The organism is Pseudonocardia sp., assembly GCF_035305885.1.
In the GTDB taxonomy this organism is placed as follows: Bacteria; Actinomycetota; Actinomycetes; order Mycobacteriales; family Pseudonocardiaceae; genus Pseudonocardia.
The window spans coordinates 1-17,782 of the sequence record NZ_DATGOP010000139.1 but is presented as its reverse complement, the minus strand read 5'-3'; the positions used below and the strand labels follow the sequence as shown (position 1 = coordinate 17,782).

Below are 17,782 nucleotides of genomic sequence, written 5' to 3'. Positions count from 1 at the left end.
GTGCACACGACGGTCTCCTCGGCCACCCGCGAGGTGGTGATCGGCCCCGACCAGCCGTTCTGCCTCATCGGCGAGCGGATCAACCCCACCGGCCGCAAGAAGTTCGCCGAGCAGCTGCGGGCCGGCGACCTCTCCCGGATCGCGGTGGACGTCGAGCAGCAGGTCGCCGGTGGCGCCACGATGCTCGACGTCAACATGGGTGTGCCGCTCGCCGACGAGGCAGAGCTGCTCTCGCGCGCGGTCACGATGATCCAGGAGCTCACCGACCTGCCGCTGTGCATCGACTCGTCGGTGGTGGAGGCCCTCGAGGCCGGGCTCGCGGCCTACCGCGGCAAGGCGCTGGTCAACTCCGTCACCGGCGAGCGCGAGCGGCTCGAGGCCATCCTGCCCCTGGTCAAGGAGCACGGCGCGGCCGTGATCGCCCTCCCCAACGCCGAGGACGAGATCCCCGACGAGCCGCGCAAGCGGCTCGAGATCACCCGCAAGATCATCGACGTCGCGGTCGGCGAGTACGAGATCCCGATCGAGGACATCGTGATCGACCCGCTCGCGATGCCGGTGGGCGCGGACTCCACGCTGGTGCGCAAGACGCTCGACACCCTGGAGCTGATCCGCGACGAGTTCGGGGTGAACACCACGCTCGGCGCGTCCAACGTCTCGTTCGGCATGCCGGACCGGCACGCGCTCGGCGCCGCGTTCCTGCCGATGGCCATGACGTGCGGGCTCACCAGCGCGGTCATGGACGTGCGCACCCCGCAGATCGTCGACGCGGTGAAGGCCGCCGACCTGCTGCTCGGCAACGACGAGTGGGGCGCGGCGTGGATCGCGGCGCACCGGGCGAGGAAGCAGCCGGCGTGAGCACCGACCGGGTCCGCATCTCCTACGAGGTCGACGGCGGTCGGCCCCGCGAGGTGCGGGTGCCTTCGGGCGTCACGCTGTTCGACGCCGCCAGCTGGAACGGCATCGCGATCGACTCCACCTGCGGCGGCCACGGCACCTGCCGCAAGTGCAAGGTCCGGGTCGTCGAGGGCGACGTGCCGGTCTCCCGGCTGGACCCGCGCGCGTTCGACGCCGACGAGCTGCGCGCCGGGTGGCGGCTCGCCTGCCGCGCCCCGGCCACGAGCGACCTGCGGGTCGAGGTACCGCCGCTCGTCACCCGGCCCAAGGCGGCCACGGTGGGCGTCGGGCGGCAGGTGATCCTGCGGCCCGCGGTGCAGAAGCGCTGCGTCGAGCTGCCCGAGCCGACGCTCGCCGACCAGCGCACCGACCTCGAGCGCCTGCTCGCCGCGCTTCCCGACCTGGAGCCCGCGGTCGACCTGCACGCGCTGCGTGCGCTGCCCCGCGCGCTGCGCGCCGCCGACTTCCGCGTGACCGCGGTGCTGGTCGACGACGTGCTGGTCGACGTGCAGCCGGGCGACACCACCGACCGGGTGTACGGCATCGCGTTCGACCTGGGCACCACCACCGTCGTCGCCACGCTGCTCGACCTCACCACCGGCACCCCCGCGGGTCTGGCATCGCTGCTCAACCCGCAGCAGCCGCTCGGCGGCGACGTGATCACCCGCATCAGCGCCACCATGCTCGACCCGGAGGCGCTCGGCAGGCTCACCGGGCACGCCCGGGAGGCGCTCGACCGGCTGGCCCACGAGGTGTGCGCGGCGGCGGGCGTCGACCCGGCCCACGTCTACGAGGTCGCGGTCGCGGGCAACGCGACGATGACCGCGCTCGCGCTGGGCATCGACCCCGAGCCGCTCGGGGTGGCGCCGTTCGTGATGGCCACCCGGTCCTACCCCCGGCTGCGGGCCGACGACCTCGGGCTCCGGCTGCACCCGGCCGCCCGGGCGTACGTGTTCCCGGCGCTCGGCGCCTACGTCGGCGGCGACATCGTGGCGGGCGCGCTCGCGTCCGGGATGGACCGCGACAAGCGGGTGCGCCTGTTCGTCGACGTCGGCACCAACTGCGAGATCGTGCTGTCCGACGGCGACCGCGTCCTCGCCACCGCCGCCCCGGCCGGGCCTGCGTTCGAGGGGGCGCAGATCCGGTGCGGGATGCGCGCCGCTCCGGGCGCCATCGAGGGCGTGAAGATCTCCGACGAGGACGTGGCGCTGCAGGTGATCGGCGACGTCGAGCCGGTCGGCCTGTGCGGGTCGGGGCTGGTCGACGCCGTCGCCGCGCTGCTGCAGGTCGGCCTGCTCGACGCCTCGGGCAGGCTGCTCACCCCGGAGGCGGCGGCGCGGCTGCGCCCCGGGCTCGCCGACCGGCTGCAGACCGTGGGCGACGAGCGGGTGTTCGTGCTCGCGCCCGGCGTGTACCTGTCCCAGCGCGACGTGCGCGAGCTGCAGTTCGCCAAGGCCGCGATCGCCACCGGCTGGCGACTGCTCGCCGCCGAGCTGGGGATCGACCCGGCCGACGTGCAGCAGGTGCTGCTCGCCGGCTCGTTCGGCAGCTACCTGTCCCCGGCCGCCGCGGTCCGGATCGGCCTGGTGCCGGGCATCCCGGTGCTGCGCATCGTCAGCGCGGGCAACGTCGCGGGCGAGGGCGCCAAGATGGCGCTGTTGTCGGTCCGCGAGCGCGCCGCCGCCGAGGCCCTGTTGGAGGAGGTGCGCTACGTCGAGCTCAGCGACCGCCCGGACTTCAACGACCGGTTCATCGACCAGCTGGCCTTCCCCACCTGAGGTTCAGGAAAGCCACATTCATGAAGCCCACGTTCATGAATGTGGCTTTCCTGAAGGGCGCCGGGTCGCCGTCGTCGCCTGCGGCGCCATCGCCGCGCACGTGGCCGCCGTCGTCGGGCGGCGCGGGTGGCCCGTGGAGGTCCACCCGTTGCCGCCGCTGCTGCACAACCACCCCGAGCGGATCGCGGCCGCGGTCGAGCAGCGGGTCGTCGACCTGCGCGCCACCCACGCGGCCGTCGCGGTGGCCTACGCCGACTGCGGCACCTACGGCGCGCTGGACGAGGTGTGCGCCCGCCTCGGCCTCCCCCGCCTGCGCGGCGACACCTGCTACGACGCCTTCGCCGGCGCCGAGCGGATGCGCCGGATCTACGCCGACGAGCCCGGCACGTACGTCCTCACCGACTACCTCGCGCTGTCGTTCGACCGGTCGGTGATCCGCGAGCTCGGCCTCGACCGGTACCCGCAGCTGCGCGAGGAGTACTTCCGCCACTACCGGCGGGTGGTGTGGCTCGCCCAGCACCCGGTGCCGCGGATCCGGGCGGCCGCGGAGCGGGCCGCGGCCTACCTGCGGCTCCCGCTCGAGGTCGTCGAGGTCGGGGAGGCCGGGTTGGAGCGGGAGCTGGAGCTGCTGGTCGCGGCGTGCCGCGGGTAGCGACCCCACCTCACATTTGAAGATTTGTTCAGATGAGCAGTAGCATCGCGCCCCGTGCTGCGCGCAGTGGTGATCGTCGTGACCGCGGCCCTCCTCGGCGCTTGCAGCGGCCCACCCGCCGCGTCGGCGCCCGCGCCCACCGCGATCCGGGCCACCAACTGCGGCATCGACGTCGCGGTCCCCGCGCCGCCGCAGCGCATCTACGCCGTCTACCAGCCGGCGATCGAGCTGGTGCACGCGCTCGGGGTGGGCGACCGCCTCGTCGGCACCGCCTACCTCGACGCGCAGGTGCTCCCCGAGTACGCCGCCGCCCAGGCCGCCGCGCCCTACCTGCCGGAGACGCCCAGCCGGGAGGCGCTGCTCGCCGCGAACCCGGACTTCGTGCTCTCCGGCTACAACAACCTGTTCGCCGCGGCGGGGTCGGAGTCCGTCGGCACCCGCGCGAGCCTCGCCGAGCTCGGCGTCGGGTCGTGGATCCTCTCCCCGCTGTGCCCGAGCGCCGACGGCCTGTCCGACGAGGCGATCGACCCCGCGTCCGTGAACTTCGAGAACGTCTACGCCGACGTCCGCGACCTGGGCAGGCTCTTCGGCGTGCAGGACCGCGCCGCGCGCGTGGTGGCCGACATGCAGGCCCGCGTCGCGGCGGTGCAGCAGCGGGTGGCCGGCGCGCCCCGCCCGCGGGTCGCGGTGGTGAACCCCCAGGACGACGGGACGTTCCGGGTGGCGGGCGGACCCGACTTCGTCACCCGCATCCTGGACGTCGCGGGCGCCGACAACGCCTTCGCCGACCTGCAGGGCAGGCGCAACTTCACCGTCGGCGCCGAGGAGATCGCCGCCCGGGACCCGGACGTGATCCTCACCAGCACCTGCTGCGACGCCTCCTTCACCCTCGCCGACGCCGAGCGGGACGCGGAGCGCATCCGCGCCCACCCCGCCCTCGCCGGGCTGCGGGCCGTCCGCGACGGGCGCGTGCACGGCTTCCTGTTCGCCGACCGCGCCGCCGGGGTGCGGGCGGCGCACGCCGCCGAGCTCGCCGCCGCGCTCGTGCACCCCGAGCTGCGGTGATCGGCCTCGCCACCCGCCGCCGACCGCGCGCCGCCCCGGCGGTGGCGGCGCTCGCCGTGATCGTGGCGACCGGGCTGTCGCTGCTCGTCGGCATCCAGCCGGTCACGCCCGCCGACCTGGTCGCGGCGCTCGCCGACCCCGGCGCGGCCGGCAGCGCCGTCGTCGTGCACCTGCGGGTGCCCCGCACCGCGGCCGGGCTGCTCGCCGGCGCCGGACTGGGGCTCGCGGGCGCCGTCGCGCAGGGGCTCACCCGCAACCCCCTCGCCGGGCCCGAGGTGCTCGGGGTCAACGGCGGGGCCGCGTTCGCGGGCGTGGTGGCGCTCGCGCTCGTCGGTGTCGAGCCGCTCGGCGGCTACGTGTGGTTCTGCTTCGCGGGGGCGGCGCTCGCGCTCGCCGCCGTGCTCGCCATCGCCTCCGCGGGCCGCGGCGGCGCCACCCCGGGCACGATCGCCGTGGTCGGGGCGGCGGTGTCCGCCCTGCTGTTCTCGCTGACCTCGGCGGTGGTGCTGCGCGACCACGACCTGTTCGAACGGTTCCGGTTCTTCCTGGTCGGGTCGCTCGCGAGGGCCGATCTCGCCACGGTGGCGCAGGCCGTCCCGTTCCTCGCCGCCGGCACCGCGCTCGCCCTCGCGCTCGCCCGGCCGCTCGACGCCGCCGCGCTCGGCGACGACGCGGCGCGCGCCGTCGGGGCCCGGCCGGCCCTCCTGCGCGCGGTGGCGGTCGGGGCGATCGTGGTCCTCGCCGGGACGGCCACCGCGGTCGCCGGGCCCGTCGCGTTCGTCGGGCTGGTGGTGCCGCACGCGGCGCGGATCCTCGTCGGTCCCGCGCACGTGCGCCTCCTGCCGTTGTCGGCGCTGCTCGGGGCGCTGGTGCTGCTGCTCGCCGACGTGGTGGGGCGGGTCGTCGTGCGGCCGGAGGAGGTGCAGGTCGGCGTCACGGCCGCGGTGCTCGGCGGGCCGGTGTTCCTGTACCTGGTGCGCCGGCGCCGGGTGCCGCAGCCGTGACCGCGACGCTGCGGGCCGGCCGGGTCGCGCTGCGGCTGGAGCCGTCGGCCGTGCTGCTCGGGACGGCCGCGTGGGCGGCGGCGGCCGCGGTGGCGCTCTACGCCGTGACCGTCGGCGAATACCCGGTGCCGCTGCCCGCGGTGCTCGACGCGCTGGCCGGCCGCGGCACCCCGCTCACATACGACATCGTCGTGCGCAACCGGCTCCCCCGCGCTCTGGTCGGGCTGCTGGTCGGGGCGGCGCTCGGACTCGCGGGCGCGCTGCTGCAGCGCATCGCCCGCAACCCGCTGGTCAGCCCGGACGTGATCGGGGTCGGGGCCGGGGCGTCGGCCGGGGCGGTCGTGATGATCGTCGTGGTGGGGGCGGGGCCGGCCGCGGTCGTCGCCGGGGCGCTGACCGGCGCCGCCGCCGCGGCGGCGACCGTGTACGCCGTGGCGGGCGGCGGCCCCCGCAGGCTCGTGCTGGTCGGGATCGGGGTGACCGCACTCGCGAACGCGGCCGCGTCGTTCCTGCTCACCCGATCCGACCGGCAGGCCGCGATGCAGGCCGCCACCTGGCTGGTGGGCGACGTGGCGGGGCGCTCCTGGCCGGACGTGCTCGTCGCGGCGACCGGGCCGGCGCTGGTGGTGCCGGTGGTCCTGCTGCTCGCCCGCCACCTGCGGCTGCTGGAGCTCGGCGACGACCTCGCGCGCGCCCTCGACGGGCGGATCGGCACCGTCCGCGCCGCGCTGGTGGCGGCCGCGGTGGGGCTCACCGCGCTCGCCACCGCTGCCGCAGGGCCCATCGGTTTCGTCGCGCTCGTCGCGCCGCAGATCGTGCGCCGCATCCTCGGGCCCCGGCCCGCGGGGCTGCTGCCCGCGGCGGGGGTCGGGGCCCTGATCGTGGCCGGGGCCGACCTCGCCGCCCGGCGCCTGTTCGGGCCGGACGAGCTGCCCGTGGGCGTGCTCACCGCCGCCGTCGGTGCCCCGGTCCTGCTGTACCTGCTGGTGCGGGCCGACCGGTGAGACACCCCTGCGGCGATACGGTGGTCGCGTGACCGATCAGCACACCAGCGCCCGCTTCCTGCGCGTCTCGGACGCCGAGCGTGAGCACGTCGTCGAGCTGCTGCAGCGGGCCGTCGGCACCGGGCTGCTCGACATCGACGAGTTCACCCGGCGCGTCGACACCGCGCTCGCCGCGCGCACCCGCGGCGAGCTCAACGTCGTGCTGCTCGACCTGCCGGGGCTGACCCACCCGGACCGCCCGGCCCAGGTGCCGAACCCGGCCCCGCCGCCGATCCAGCGGCCCGCTCCGACGGTGAGCGGCGGGGGCACCGGCCCGACCGGGGACGGGGGCGGCGGCGCCGAGGTGCGCAGCACGCTGGGCTCGGTCACCCGCCGCGGCGCGTGGGACGTGCCCGCACACCTGGTGGTGCGCACGATCGTCGGCACCGCGGAGCTGGACTTCACCGAGGCGAACATCCCGCACGACGTCGTCGACCTCGAGCTGGACGTGGTGGGCGGCTCGGTCGAGCTGCGCCTGCCCGCGGGCGCACGGGTCGACCAGGACGGGCTGCAGGCCACCCTCTCCGAGGTCGAGAACCGCCTCCGCGGCCGCGCCGACGGGCAGAGCGGCCCGCTGTTCCGCATCCGCGGCTCGGTCCGCGCCGGCTCGGTGCACATCCGCCCGCCCCGGCGCGCCCGGTGGTGGCACCGCTCCTGACGGCGGCCGACGCCCGGCTCGGGGCACCGTCGCCGCGACCACCTCGGCGAAGGCGCGCATCCGCGCGTTCTCGTGGTCGCGGTGCCACACCCGGCCGAGCGCGCTCCCCGGATGGCCGCGCCGGCCTCGGCGCGGGCCGCTGCCCGCCGAGCGCGTGTGCGGGGTGTCCGGGGTGGCCGCCCTGCTGCGTGACGCGCGGCTGCTCGTGGTCGGGCGCTTCGGCACCGACACCTGCGTCCACCCCGTGCTCGAGACGCGGGAGGTCGATACGCCGCTGACCGGCACGCTGCTGCTCGGCTACGGCGTGGCAGGGGTCGTCGGCAACTCCGCCGCCGGCAGCGCCGCGATGCGGTCGGTGCGGCGGACGGTGGCGGCGTTCGCCCCGTCGGCACCGCAGGCCCGGGAGGCGGCCTCGTCGCTGCTCGCGGGTGTGTTCCACGACGCGATCGCGCTCGGCGCCGTCGGCGGCGGTGTGGTGGTCGACGGGTTCGGTCCCGCCGCCGCGCCGTACTTCGGCGCCGCACTGGCGCTCGCCGCGCCCGGCGGCGACGGCGCTCGGCCGGAGCGTGCCCTGAGCCCTCACTCCACCGAGAGCGCCCGCCGGCGCCGCTTGGCCACCGGCAGCACCAGCGGGATCAGCAGGGCCAGCACCACGGCCACCCAGAGGAACACCGTGATCGGCGAGGACACCAGGATCGACGGGTCGCCCTCGCTCAGGGTGAGCGCGCGGCGCAGCTGCTGCTCGGCCAGCGGGCCGAGGATCAGCCCGACCACGGCCGGGGCCACCGGCACCTCGGCGGCGCGCATCAGGAGCCCGAGCAGGCCCAGCCCGCACAGGACGACCAGGTCGACCGTGGTGCCGCCGGCCGCGTACGCGCCGAGCGTGGCGAACACGAGCACGCCCGCGTAGACGGCGTAGGCCGGGATCGTGAGCAGCCGGGCCCACACCCGCACCAGCGGCAGGTTGAGCACCAAGAGCATCACGTTGCCGACGTACAGGCTCGCGATGAGCGTCCAGACCAGCTCCCCCGACTCGGAGAACAGCTGCGGGCCGGGCTGCAGCCCGTAGGACTGGAACGCGGTGAGGATCACCGCCGCGGTGGCCGACGTGGGCAGCCCGATCGTCAGCAGGGGCACCAGCACGCCCGCCGCCGCGGCGTTGTTGGCCGCCTCCGGCCCGGCCACCCCCTCGATCGCGCCGCGCCCGAACTCCTCCGGGTGGCGGGTGAGCCGCTTCTCCGCGGCGTAGGACAGGAACGTGGGGACCTCGGCGCCGCCCGCGGGCAGGCTGCCGATCGGGAATCCCAGCGCGGTACCGCGCAGCCAGGCGGGCCAGGACCGGCGGAGGTCCGAGCGGGAGAGCACCGCGGGCCCGCGCAGCGGCTCGACCGTGGTGTGCCCGGTCCCGGCGAGCAGGTGCCCGAACGCCTCGGCGAGGGCGAACAGCGCCACCACCACGATGACGACGTCGACGCCGTCGAGCAGCGCGTCGAGGCCGTAGGTCAGCCGGGGCTGCCCGCTCTGGGCGTCGATGCCGATCAGCCCGATCGTGACGCCGACGAGCAGGCTCGCGAAGCCCTTGAGCAGGTTCGGCCCGAGCAGCGCGCTCACGGTGACGAACGCGACCGCCATCAGCGCGACGTACTCCGGCGGGCCGAAGCCGGTGGCGAAGTCGGCCACCACGGGCGCGAGGAACGTCAGCGCGACGGTGCCGATGGTGCCCGCGACGAAGCTGCCGAGCGCGGCGGTGGCGAGCGCGGCGGCGGCGCGCCCGGCGCGGGCCATCTTGTTGCCCTCGAGCGCCGAGATCATCGACGCGCTCTCGCCGGGCGTGTTGAGCAGGATCGACGTGGTCGACCCGCCGTACATGCCGCCGTAGTAGATGCCGGCGAACATGATCAGCGCGTGCGACGGCTCGAGCCGGAACGTGATCGGCAGGAGCAGCGCGACGGTGAGCGCGGGGCCGATGCCGGGCAGCACGCCGACGGCGGTGCCGATCGTGACGCCGATCAGCGCCCACAGCAGGTGCGACGGGGTCAGCGCGGAGGCGAAGCCCTCCACGAGGAGCGTGACGCCGTCCATCAGAACCCCCACGGGCCCGCGGGCAGGGTGAGCCCGATCAGGCGGTCGAAGATCAGGAAAACGACGGCGGCCAGCGCCCAGCCCCACGCGAGCACCCGCCAGTCGCGGGGCGCCCCGAGCAGCAGGGCCGCTGTGACGAAGAGGGCGGTCGCGGTGACGACGTACCCGAGCAGCGGCAGCAGCAGCGCGAACCCGATCAGGGCCGCGACGAGCGCGAGCACCCGCAGCCCGGCCCGCGGCTGCCACGGCGTGCCCGCGCCCGCCCTCGGCAGCTTGCGGCGGGCGTCGACGAGCAGCGCCGCCCCGACGACGCCGAGCGCCACCCCGACCGGGAGCGGCACCGCGGCGGGCCCGACCGCGGCCGCGGTGTCGGGCAGCCGGACCGCGTCGACGATCACGAGGACGGCGGCGAGCACGAGCAGCCCGCCGAACGCCGCGGTGGCGAGCACGGTGTGCCGGTCGACAGCGGCCCGCGTCTCCTCCCGCCCTGCCATCAGCTTCCCCCCAACCCGATCTGGGTGAGCACCCGCGACACCCGCTCCTGCTCGGACCGCACGAACGCCTCGAACTCCTCCCCGGCGAGCAGGGCGTCGCCCCAGCCGCGGCGGGCGAGCGCGTCGCGCCACGCCTCGGTGTGCGCCATGCGGACGAGCACGTCCTCCAGGGCCCGCTCCTCCTCGTCGGAGATGCCGGGCGGGGCGACCACGCCCCGCCAGTTCTCCACGACCACGTCGAGCCCGGACTCGGCGAGCGAGGGCACGTCCGGCAGCGACGGCAGCCGCTCCGCGCTCGACACGGCGATCGCGCGCACGGTGCCCGCCTCGATCTGCGGCGCGATCTCCGACAGCCCGAAGATCCCGATCGTCGAGCGCCCGGACAGGACGGTGGTGAGCGCCTCGCCGCCGCCGGAGTGGACGACGTAGCTGACCTGGGCCGGGTCCGCCCCGACCGCCTGCGCGAGCAGCCCGGCCATGATCTGCTCGGCGCCGCCCGCCGACCCACCCGAGATCGAGACGGCGCCGACGTCGGCCTGCATGGCCGCGACCAGGTCCGCCACGCCGGTGATCGGCGAGTCGGCGGCGACCACGATCACCTGGTAGTCGGTGGTGAGCCGCACGAGCGGGGTGGTGTCGGCGAGCGAGTGCGGCGACCCGTTCGCGATGACCGCGCCCATCATGATCAGCCCGGTGGTCATCAGCTCGGCGGGGTCGCCCTCGTGGCGGACGAACTGGCTGAGGCCGATGGTGCCGCCGGCGCCGGAGACGTTGTAGACCTCGGTGCGCCCCACCAGCTCGCGCAGGGCCTTCTGCATCTCCCGCGAGGTCTGGTCCCAGCCGCCGCCGGGCGAGGCCGGGGCCATGATCCTCAGCTGCCGCTCGCCCAGCACCTCCTGCGCGGCGCCGCGGTCGTCGGCGGGCGCGGTGAGCACGATCGCGACCGTCGCCGCCAGCGCGACCGCGAGCGCGGCCACGCCGCGGCCCGGCCTGCGCGGGTCGCCCTGCTCGGTGGTCTCCGGTCCCCCCATCGCCGGCCTCCCGTCGCCGGTCCGATCCCTTGACCTGCCGACGGCTGTATACAGTGATGTGCAGTCACGGACAAGTGGAAGGGCTGCCGGTGCAGGAGGAGATCGAGACCGCCGACGTCGTCGTGGTCGGCGACAACCACCCGGGCGGCAGCGGCCGCACCGCGGGCGCGGTGCTCGGCCGCCGGGCCGGCTCGCCGTCGTGATCATGGCGGGCACCGACGCACAGGCGGTCTACGCCGACCTCCGCGAGCAGATCCTCTCCGGTGCGCTCCCGCCGGGCACCCCGCTGCGGGAGATCCCGCTCGCGGAGCGGTTCGGGGTGTCGCGCACCCCGGTGCGGGAGGCCCTGCGCCGGCTGGAGCAGGACCGCCTCCTCGCCCCGGGCGCCCGCGGCATGCAGGTCCGCTCGATCGACCCCACCGAGGTCGTGCAGGTCTACGACATGCGCGTGCTGCTCGAGGCGGAGGCCGCGGGCCAGGCCGCGCGCAGCCGCAGCGACGCCGACCTGATGCGCCTCGAAGGCCTCCTCGCCCGCGACCGCGCCCTGCGCGACCCCGACGACACCACGCGGATCCGCACCAACCTGGAGTTCCACGCCGCCGTCTGGCAGGCCACCCACAACCCCGTGCTGATCGACCTGCTGGATCGGCTCTCCATCCACCTCGTCCACGCGCCCCGCTCCACGCTCTCGGTGGGCGACCGGTGGACGACCGCCCTCGACGAGCACGACCGGCTCGTCGCGGCCGTTCGGGCCCGCGACGAGCAGGCGGCCCGGGACATCGCGGGCCGGCACATGACCACGGCGCGGGAGATCCGGCTCGCCCTGCTGCGGGAGGCGGCCGCCACACCGGAGTGACCCCACCCCCGGATTGACGTTGACAAGATGGAGCGGCCGCGGCATCTTGGCAGCGTCAACTTGACACTGTCAACTTGACACTGCCAACTTGATACTGCCGAGTAGGAGCCTGCCGTGGAACCGCTCATCACCCTCGTCGCCGTCACCGCGCTCCTGCTGGCCGCGGGGGCCGCGGGCGTGCGCGCCCTCCGGCCGTGGCCCGTCGCGCTGCGCGGCGGGCTGGCGGCGATGTTCACGCTCACCGGCGTGGTGCACTTCGCGTGGATGCGCGAGGAGCTGATCGCGATGGTGCCGCCCGCGCTGCCCGCGCCCGAACTGCTGGTGACGATCACCGGGGTGCTCGAGCTCGCCGGCGCGGCCGGACTGCTCGTCGCCCGGACGGCGCCGGGGGCGGCGGCGGGGCTGTCGGCGCTGCTCGTGGTGATGTTCCCCGCGAACGTCCACGCGGCGCTGGAGGGGTTCGGCACGCCGTTGCTGCCGCGCACCCTCATGCAGCTGGTGTTCCTCGCGGCCACGCTCGCCGTGGTCGCCCACCACGTGCGAACCCGGCGGGCGCCCGCGTCGGCGGGTGTCTCAGGCGGTCGCGCGTAGCACCGGGGAGCGCGGGGCCCGGCGCGGCCGCCCGCGCCGGCTCACCAGCGGCCGTTCCGCACCGACGGGCACCGCTTCGCGGCCGGCGGGACGCTCGTCGCGCACCGGATCACCGAGGAGCCTGGTCTCGAGCCGCTGCAGAAGCAGCGTTCCCAGCAGGACGGCGACCGGCACGACGAACGAGATCCACACAACGACGGCTACCCCGGCAGGCGGCGTCCATACACCGCCCGCCGCCAAGGCCCCCCGGACGGGTGACACCGGCCACAGGCGTCACGGTGCGTGGCCGCCCCCGCGGCACGCCGGTCACGCTCCGCGTCGCCGCGACCCCGCCGCGCCGGATACGGTTCCCGGATGAGCGACAGCGACCCTGCCGACGTCATGAGGCTGACGGTCAGGCGGATCGGATCAGCAGCCGTCGTCACCGTGGCCGGTGAGCTGGACCTGCTGACCGCGCGCAAGCTGATGGAGACGGTCGACGAGACCATGAAGGGGCCCGACCTCGCCGGCGTCGTCGTCGACCTGACCGAGGTGAGCTTCCTCGGCTCGTCCGGGCTGGGCACCCTCGCCGAGCTCGCCACGCGCACCACCGCCCCCGCAGGCGGTGGCTACCGCGCCCGGCCCCCGGACCCGCTCCCCCCGCTGCGCCTCGTGGCGCCCCCGGACAACACCGCGGTGCTGCGCCCGTGGGAGACGATGAACCTGCAGCAGATCCTGCCGCTGCACCCGGACCTGGACAGCGCCCTCGAGAGCCTGTGATCGCGGGCCGGATATCTTCTCCTCGCAACTCGAAGCCGAGGACAGGAGATCCGTGGCCCGCGCCGACCTGACGCTCGACGAGCTCGTTTCCTACCGCCCCGACGTCGGCCGGCCCGACGACTTCGACGCGTTCTGGAGCCGGACCCTCGACGAGGCCCGCACGCACGACCTCGACGTCCGCGCCGAGGACGTCGACACCCCCTACCGCACCGTCGCGGTGCAGGACGTGAGCTTCAGCGGGTTCGGCGGCGACCGCATCGGGGCGTGGTTCACGGTGCCGCGCGGGCTGGACGGCCCGCTGCCCGCCGTCGTGGAGTTCATCGGTTACAACGGCGGCCGCGATCTGCCGGGCGAGTCGCTGCGCTGGGCGAGCGCCGGGTACGCGCACCTGCTCGTCGACACCCGCGGCCAGGGCGCCGGGTGGGGCGGCGGCGGGCGCACGCCCGACCCGCACGGGTCCGGCCCGGCCACCCCCGGGTTCATGACCCGCGGCATCGACGACCCGGAGACCTACTTCTACCGCCGCGTGTTCACCGACGCCGTGCGCGCCGTCGAGGCGGTGCGCACGCTGCCCGGCGTCGACGCCACGCGCGTGGCCGTGCAGGGCGCGAGCCAGGGCGGCGGGATCACCCTCGCGGTGGCCGGGCTGGTGCCCGACCTCGTGGCCGTGATGCCCGACGTGCCGTTCCTGTGCCACTTCACCCGGGCGCTGGAGATCTGCGACAAGGACCCCTACGCCGAGCTCACCCGCTACCTGTCCGTGCACCGCAGGCGGGTGGACGAGGTGCTGCGCACCCTGTCCTACTTCGACGGGGTGAACTTCGCCCGCCGCGCGAACGCGCCCGCCCTGTTCTCGGTGGCACTGATGGACCTGATCTGCCCGCCGTCCACGGTGTACGCCGCGTACAACCACTACGCGGGCGACAAGGACATCGAGGTCTACCACTACAACGACCACGAGGGCGGCGAGTCCTACCAGCGGCAGGCCCAGATCCGCTGGCTGAACCGGCTACTGGACCGGTAGCGGCTCCGGCGCGGCGGCCCGCTCGGGCCGCCGCTCGGCGCGGGCGTGCCGAGCGAGCACCACGGCCACCCCGACCGCGGCCAGCAGCGGGACGAGCCCGCAGAAGGCCATGCCGACCCGGGCGCCGAACGCGTCGGTGATCCACCCGACCACCGGGCCGCCCAGCGGCGTGCCGCCGACGAACGCGAGCATGTAGAGGCTCATGACCCGGCCACGCACGTTCCCGTCCACCCACGACTGCACCGACGAGTTGGCCATCGCCTGGAACGCGAGGTTCACCGCGCCCATCGCCACCAGCGCCGCGAAGAACACCCACAGCTCGGGCGCGAGCGCCGCGGCGACCTGCGCCGAGCCGAACGCGGCCCCGGTGAGCACGATCGCCCGCAGCCGGGTGCGGGTGCGCCCGCCCGCGATCAGCGCCCCGGCCACCGAGCCGACCGCCAGCACCACGTTGAACATGCCGTAGAGCTGCGCGCCGCCGGCGAAGGTCTCGTCGGCCATCGCGGTGAGCACCACCGGGAACTTGAGCCCGAACGTGCCGACCACGCCGACGAGCACGATCGTCCACGCCACGTGCGGCCGCTCGGCCACGTAGCGCAGCGCCGAGCGCAGCTGGCCGGGCGCCCGCTCGACCGGGGGCGTGCGGATCAGGTCGGCGGTGCGGATCAGCAGCAGGCCGGCGATCGGGGCGAGGTAGGAGGCGGCGTTCGCGGCGAACGCCCACCCGGACCCGACGGTCGCGATCATGACGCCGGCGACGGCGGGCCCGACGAGGCGGCTGGTCTGGAACACCGCGGCGTTGAGCGCGATGGCGTTGCGGACGTACCGGCCGGGGACGACCTCGTTGACGAAGACCTGGCGCGTGGGGTTGTCGACGACGAACACCAGGCCCGCGAGCAGCGCGAACACGTAGACGTGCCCCACCTGCACGTGCCCGCCGATCGTCAGCACGGCCAGACCCGCGGCCAGGAGCCCGTTGAGCGTCTGGGTGATCAGCAGGATCGTGCGCTTGGGGTAGCGGTCGGCGACCACGCCGCCGTACATGCCCAGCAGCAGCATCGGCAGGAACTGCAGGGCCATCGTGATACCGACCGCGGCCGGGCTCCCCGAGAGCTCGAGGACCAGCCACTCGAGGGCGATGTTCTGCATCCACGTGCCGGTGCTGGCGACCGCGTGAGCGCCGAGGTAGATGCGGAAGTTCGGTACGCGAAGAGCGGCGAATGTGCCGAATCGGGCAGAAGAATCGGAGGTTGATGTGGTCCCGCTCACGGGTATGTCGGCCGCAGCCGTTGTCACGGATAACCCTTCGTAGTGCCACAGAAATCCGTACCTCAGTATCCCGCGCCAGTACCGTATTGTGAACGGCGATCAAGCGACTAACTGTTATTGCGGAGCAATATGACAGCCAAGACGTTCGACCCCGCGCAGCTGCAGACGTTCCTGGCCGTGGCGCAGACGCGCAGCTTCACGCAGGCGGCGGCGCGGCTGGGCATCCGGCAGCCCACCGTGAGCCAGCACATCCGCAGGCTCGAGGAGGCCGCCGGGCGCGTGCTGGTGCAGCGCGACACACACAGCGTCTCCATGACCCCCGACGGCGAGGCCATGATCGGCTTCGCCCGCTCCATCCTGGCGGCGCACGAGCAGGCCGCGAACTACTTCAGCGGCGAACGCCCGCACGGCCGGCTGCGCATCGGAATGTCCGACGACCTCGCGCTCACGCGGCTGCCGCAGATACTGCGGGAGTTCCGCCGCGACCACCCGCTCGTCGACCTCGACCTGTCGATCGATCAGAGCGGCACGCTGCACCGCAGGCTGGAAAACGACCGGCTCGACCTCTTCGTGGGCAAGCGCCCCCGGGGCGAGCCGCGGGGCCAGCTGGTCAAGCGCGACCGCCTGGTCTGGGTGGGTACGGCCAGCACCCGGCTGGACATGAGCAAGCCGCTGCCCCTGGTCGTCTACCCGAACCCGAGCCTGTCCCGCTCGGCGATGGAGAACGCCCTGCAGCGGGCCAACATCACCTACCGCCCTGCGTGCCTGTGCCGCGGCGTCAACGGCCTGATCGGCGCGGTCGCGGCGGGGATCGGGATCTCGGCGCTCGCGAGCAGCCTCGTCCCGGTGCAGCTCACGCCGCTCGGTCCACAGCATCGCCTGCCCGAGCTCGGCTACATCGACCTCGTCCTGCTCACCAATCCGCGCACCGAGGGCCGCCCGGCCGCGAAGGCGCTGGCGGCCGCCGTGCTCGCGAGCGGCCCCGCGAGCATCTCGACGACCTGACCGCGCAGACCTGGCCGTGACGGATGATCGGGGGTGTGATCGACCACCTCGTCCTCGCCACCCCCGAGCTCGCCGCCACCGTCGCCGACCTCGCCCGGCAGGGGCTCGCCACCAGCCCTGGCGGCGCCCACGACGGGCTGGGAACCCGCAACGCGCTCGCCGACCTGGGCGGTGGGGCCTACCTCGAGGTGGTCGGGCCCGACCCGGAGCAGCCCGACCCGGGCCGACCGCGGCCGTTCGGCATCGACGGGCTACGGGGCCCACGCCTCGTCGCGTGGGCGGTGCGGGTCGACGACCTCGACGCCGCGATCGCCGCCGCCCGCGCCCGCGGCCACGACCCGGGCGACGCCCGCGACATGGCCCGGGTGCGCGGCGACGGGGTGCGGCTGGCGTGGCGGCTCACCCCGCTGCCGTCCGACGTGCCCGCGGTGGCGCCGTTCCTGATCGCGTGGGGCGACACCGAACACCCCAGCCGCACCGCCGCGCCCGGCGCGCGGCTGGAGTCGTTCGCCGTCCGGCACCCGGAGCCCGCGGCCGCCCGGGAGCGGCTGGCGGCGCTCGGGGCGGCCGACGTCACCGTGGAGCGGGCGCCGGAGCCTGCGCTGCACGCCGTGGTCCGGACCCCGTCGGGCCCCGTCGAGCTCGCCTGAGCACCACCTCGGCGACGGCCAGGTTGATCGCGCACCCGGCGATCTGGCCGGCCGGGATCAGCGACGCGACGGCCGTCGGCATCTCCGCGGGCGCGATCGCGCCGGAGAGCAGGCCCACGAGCAGCAGCAGCGGCACCACGATCCGGGCGGTCACCGCGAGGAAGGTCAGGGCGTAGTTGCGGGTCATCCACGCCCGGTGCGCCGCGACGTCGCCCGCCCGGATCGCGCGCAGCGCAGCGACGGCGGTGCCCAGCCACCCGGCCGCGACGACCACCAGCCCGACCCGGCTCACGAGGCTGTCCGACAGCAGCGCCACCGGGACGGCGACCACGGCCGAGGGCAGCACGCCCGCCGCGAGGTAGGTGCACCCGATCCCGCGGTGCCAGCGCCTGCGGGCCCGGAGCGCCGGGACGAACTGCAGCGGCCCGAGCACCAGCGCGACCGTCGCGGTGGCGATGTGCGCGATCAGGAGCCGGTGGTGGAGCGGACCCTCGACCGCGATCCGGCCGGCCGCGGGGTCGAGCGACGCGTACGGGGCCGCCATCACCGCGCCCGCCACGACCGCGACCACCAACATCAGCCAGATCCGGCGCGGGCGAACCAGCGGGGTGTCCATGGCGTCCGATCGTCGGCGCCGCGGGCCGCGGTGTCGTCCGATCGCGGGCGACGGTTCGCCTACTCCCCCGGGCGTACCGGGCGGCGCGGTGAGTGATCCGGGCCATCGCCGCTTGATCTCAACCCGACTTCAGGTTCGACGATCCGGGCATGGGTACCTACACGCTTCCCGACCTGCCCTACGACTACGGCGCCCTCGCCCCGCACATCTCGGGCGAGATCATGCAGCTGCACCACTCCAAGCACCACCAGACCTACGTCAACGCCCTCAACCAGACCCTCGACAAGCTCGCCGAGGCCCGCGACAAG

At 75.1% G+C, this 17,782-nt stretch carries 19 protein-coding genes and 1 pseudogene; 15 read left to right on the top strand and 5 right to left on the bottom strand.

Annotated elements, in window-relative coordinates:
* The 7 genes from VKZ81_RS31720 to VKZ81_RS31690 all read left to right on the top strand — a co-directional run bounded on the left by VKZ81_RS31720 (position 1) and on the right by VKZ81_RS31690 (position 7,097).
* Positions 1-858 (top strand): dihydropteroate synthase, encoded by an 858-nt coding sequence (locus VKZ81_RS31720; protein WP_324245433.1) that lies wholly within the window; start codon positions 1-3, stop codon positions 856-858.
* Positions 855-2,675 (top strand): ASKHA domain-containing protein, encoded by a 1,821-nt coding sequence (locus tag VKZ81_RS31715; protein ID WP_324245432.1) that lies wholly within the window; start codon positions 855-857, stop codon positions 2,673-2,675. The genes VKZ81_RS31720 and VKZ81_RS31715 overlap by 4 nt, the downstream gene beginning before the upstream one ends.
* A 100-nt stretch (positions 2,676-2,775) precedes the next feature.
* On the top strand, positions 2,776-3,327 hold the full coding sequence (locus VKZ81_RS31710) for a DUF1638 domain-containing protein (RefSeq protein WP_324245431.1): 552 nt from the start codon (positions 2,776-2,778) through the stop codon (positions 3,325-3,327).
* Between the two features lie 54 nt (positions 3,328-3,381).
* Positions 3,382-4,392 carry an ABC transporter substrate-binding protein gene (locus VKZ81_RS31705; protein WP_324245430.1) on the top strand — a complete coding sequence of 337 codons (1,011 nt, stop codon included), beginning with the start codon at positions 3,382-3,384 and terminating at the stop codon, positions 4,390-4,392.
* Positions 4,389-5,396, top strand: coding sequence for a FecCD family ABC transporter permease (locus VKZ81_RS31700; protein ID WP_324245429.1), 1,008 nt, complete (start codon positions 4,389-4,391; stop codon positions 5,394-5,396). Before VKZ81_RS31705 ends, VKZ81_RS31700 begins: the two co-directional genes overlap by 4 nt.
* Positions 5,393-6,400: a FecCD family ABC transporter permease gene (locus tag VKZ81_RS31695; RefSeq protein ID WP_324245428.1), complete on the top strand. Its 1,008-nt coding sequence runs from the start codon at positions 5,393-5,395 to the stop codon at positions 6,398-6,400. Before VKZ81_RS31700 ends, VKZ81_RS31695 begins: the two co-directional genes overlap by 4 nt.
* A 28-nt stretch (positions 6,401-6,428) precedes the next feature.
* Complete coding sequence (locus tag VKZ81_RS31690) at positions 6,429-7,097, top strand: DUF1707 SHOCT-like domain-containing protein (protein WP_324245427.1); 669 nt, start codon at positions 6,429-6,431, stop codon at positions 7,095-7,097.
* Between the two features lie 579 nt (positions 7,098-7,676).
* Here the strand turns inward: VKZ81_RS31690 and VKZ81_RS31685 are convergent.
* Genes VKZ81_RS31685 through VKZ81_RS31675 form a run of 3 tightly spaced genes read right to left on the bottom strand, consistent with a single transcriptional unit; the run spans position 7,677 to position 10,704 of the window.
* Positions 7,677-9,179, bottom strand: a complete 1,503-nt coding sequence (locus VKZ81_RS31685; RefSeq protein WP_324245426.1) for a tripartite tricarboxylate transporter permease — start codon at positions 9,177-9,179, stop codon at positions 7,677-7,679.
* Positions 9,179-9,673: a tripartite tricarboxylate transporter TctB family protein gene (locus VKZ81_RS31680; protein WP_324245425.1), complete on the bottom strand. Its 495-nt coding sequence runs from the start codon at positions 9,671-9,673 to the stop codon at positions 9,179-9,181. The genes VKZ81_RS31685 and VKZ81_RS31680 overlap by 1 nt, the downstream gene beginning before the upstream one ends.
* Positions 9,673-10,704, bottom strand: coding sequence for a Bug family tripartite tricarboxylate transporter substrate binding protein (locus tag VKZ81_RS31675; RefSeq protein ID WP_324245424.1), 1,032 nt, complete (start codon positions 10,702-10,704; stop codon positions 9,673-9,675). The genes VKZ81_RS31680 and VKZ81_RS31675 overlap by 1 nt, the downstream gene beginning before the upstream one ends.
* Positions 10,705-10,778: 74 nt before the next feature.
* Here VKZ81_RS31675 and VKZ81_RS31670 point away from each other — a divergent pair, with 74 nt between their 5' ends.
* The 5 genes from VKZ81_RS31670 (at position 10,779) to VKZ81_RS31650 (ending at position 13,934) form a co-directional block, all read left to right on the top strand.
* Positions 10,779-10,907, top strand: a complete 129-nt coding sequence (locus VKZ81_RS31670; RefSeq protein WP_324245423.1) for a hypothetical protein — start codon at positions 10,779-10,781, stop codon at positions 10,905-10,907.
* A 2-nt stretch (positions 10,908-10,909) separates the two neighbouring features.
* A complete protein-coding gene (locus tag VKZ81_RS31665) occupies positions 10,910-11,560 on the top strand; it encodes a GntR family transcriptional regulator (protein ID WP_324245422.1) in 651 nt (216 codons plus the stop codon).
* Between the two features lie 114 nt (positions 11,561-11,674).
* Entirely contained in the window at positions 11,675-12,151 is a 477-nt protein-coding gene (locus tag VKZ81_RS31660; RefSeq protein ID WP_324245421.1) for a DoxX family protein, read from the top strand.
* A gap of 354 nt (positions 12,152-12,505) precedes the next feature.
* Positions 12,506-12,910, top strand: coding sequence for an STAS domain-containing protein (locus VKZ81_RS31655; protein WP_324245420.1), 405 nt, complete (start codon positions 12,506-12,508; stop codon positions 12,908-12,910).
* A gap of 52 nt (positions 12,911-12,962) precedes the next feature.
* The gene (locus tag VKZ81_RS31650; RefSeq protein WP_324245419.1) at positions 12,963-13,934 is read left to right on the top strand and encodes an acetylxylan esterase; all 972 of its coding nucleotides are present in this window, start codon (positions 12,963-12,965) and stop codon (positions 13,932-13,934) included.
* Here the strand turns inward: VKZ81_RS31650 and VKZ81_RS31645 are convergent.
* Positions 13,920-15,203: an MFS transporter gene (locus tag VKZ81_RS31645; protein WP_324245418.1), complete on the bottom strand. Its 1,284-nt coding sequence runs from the start codon at positions 15,201-15,203 to the stop codon at positions 13,920-13,922. The genes VKZ81_RS31650 and VKZ81_RS31645 overlap by 15 nt on opposite strands.
* Positions 15,204-15,332: 129 nt before the next feature.
* Between VKZ81_RS31645 and VKZ81_RS31640 the strand changes: the two genes are divergently transcribed.
* Entirely contained in the window at positions 15,333-16,208 is an 876-nt protein-coding gene (locus VKZ81_RS31640; RefSeq protein WP_324245417.1) for a LysR family transcriptional regulator, read from the top strand.
* Positions 16,209-16,243: 35 nt separating this feature from the next.
* Complete coding sequence (locus VKZ81_RS31635) at positions 16,244-16,858, top strand: VOC family protein (protein WP_324245416.1); 615 nt, start codon at positions 16,244-16,246, stop codon at positions 16,856-16,858.
* On the opposite strand, the gene VKZ81_RS31630 is transcribed toward VKZ81_RS31635, so the two are convergent.
* Positions 16,782-17,474, bottom strand: coding sequence for a DUF2306 domain-containing protein (locus tag VKZ81_RS31630; protein WP_324245415.1), 693 nt, complete (start codon positions 17,472-17,474; stop codon positions 16,782-16,784). The genes VKZ81_RS31635 and VKZ81_RS31630 overlap by 77 nt on opposite strands.
* A gap of 149 nt (positions 17,475-17,623) precedes the next feature.
* Between VKZ81_RS31630 and VKZ81_RS31625 the strand changes: the two are divergent.
* Positions 17,624-17,782 (top strand): annotated as a pseudogene (locus tag VKZ81_RS31625) (superoxide dismutase); the annotation flags it as partial.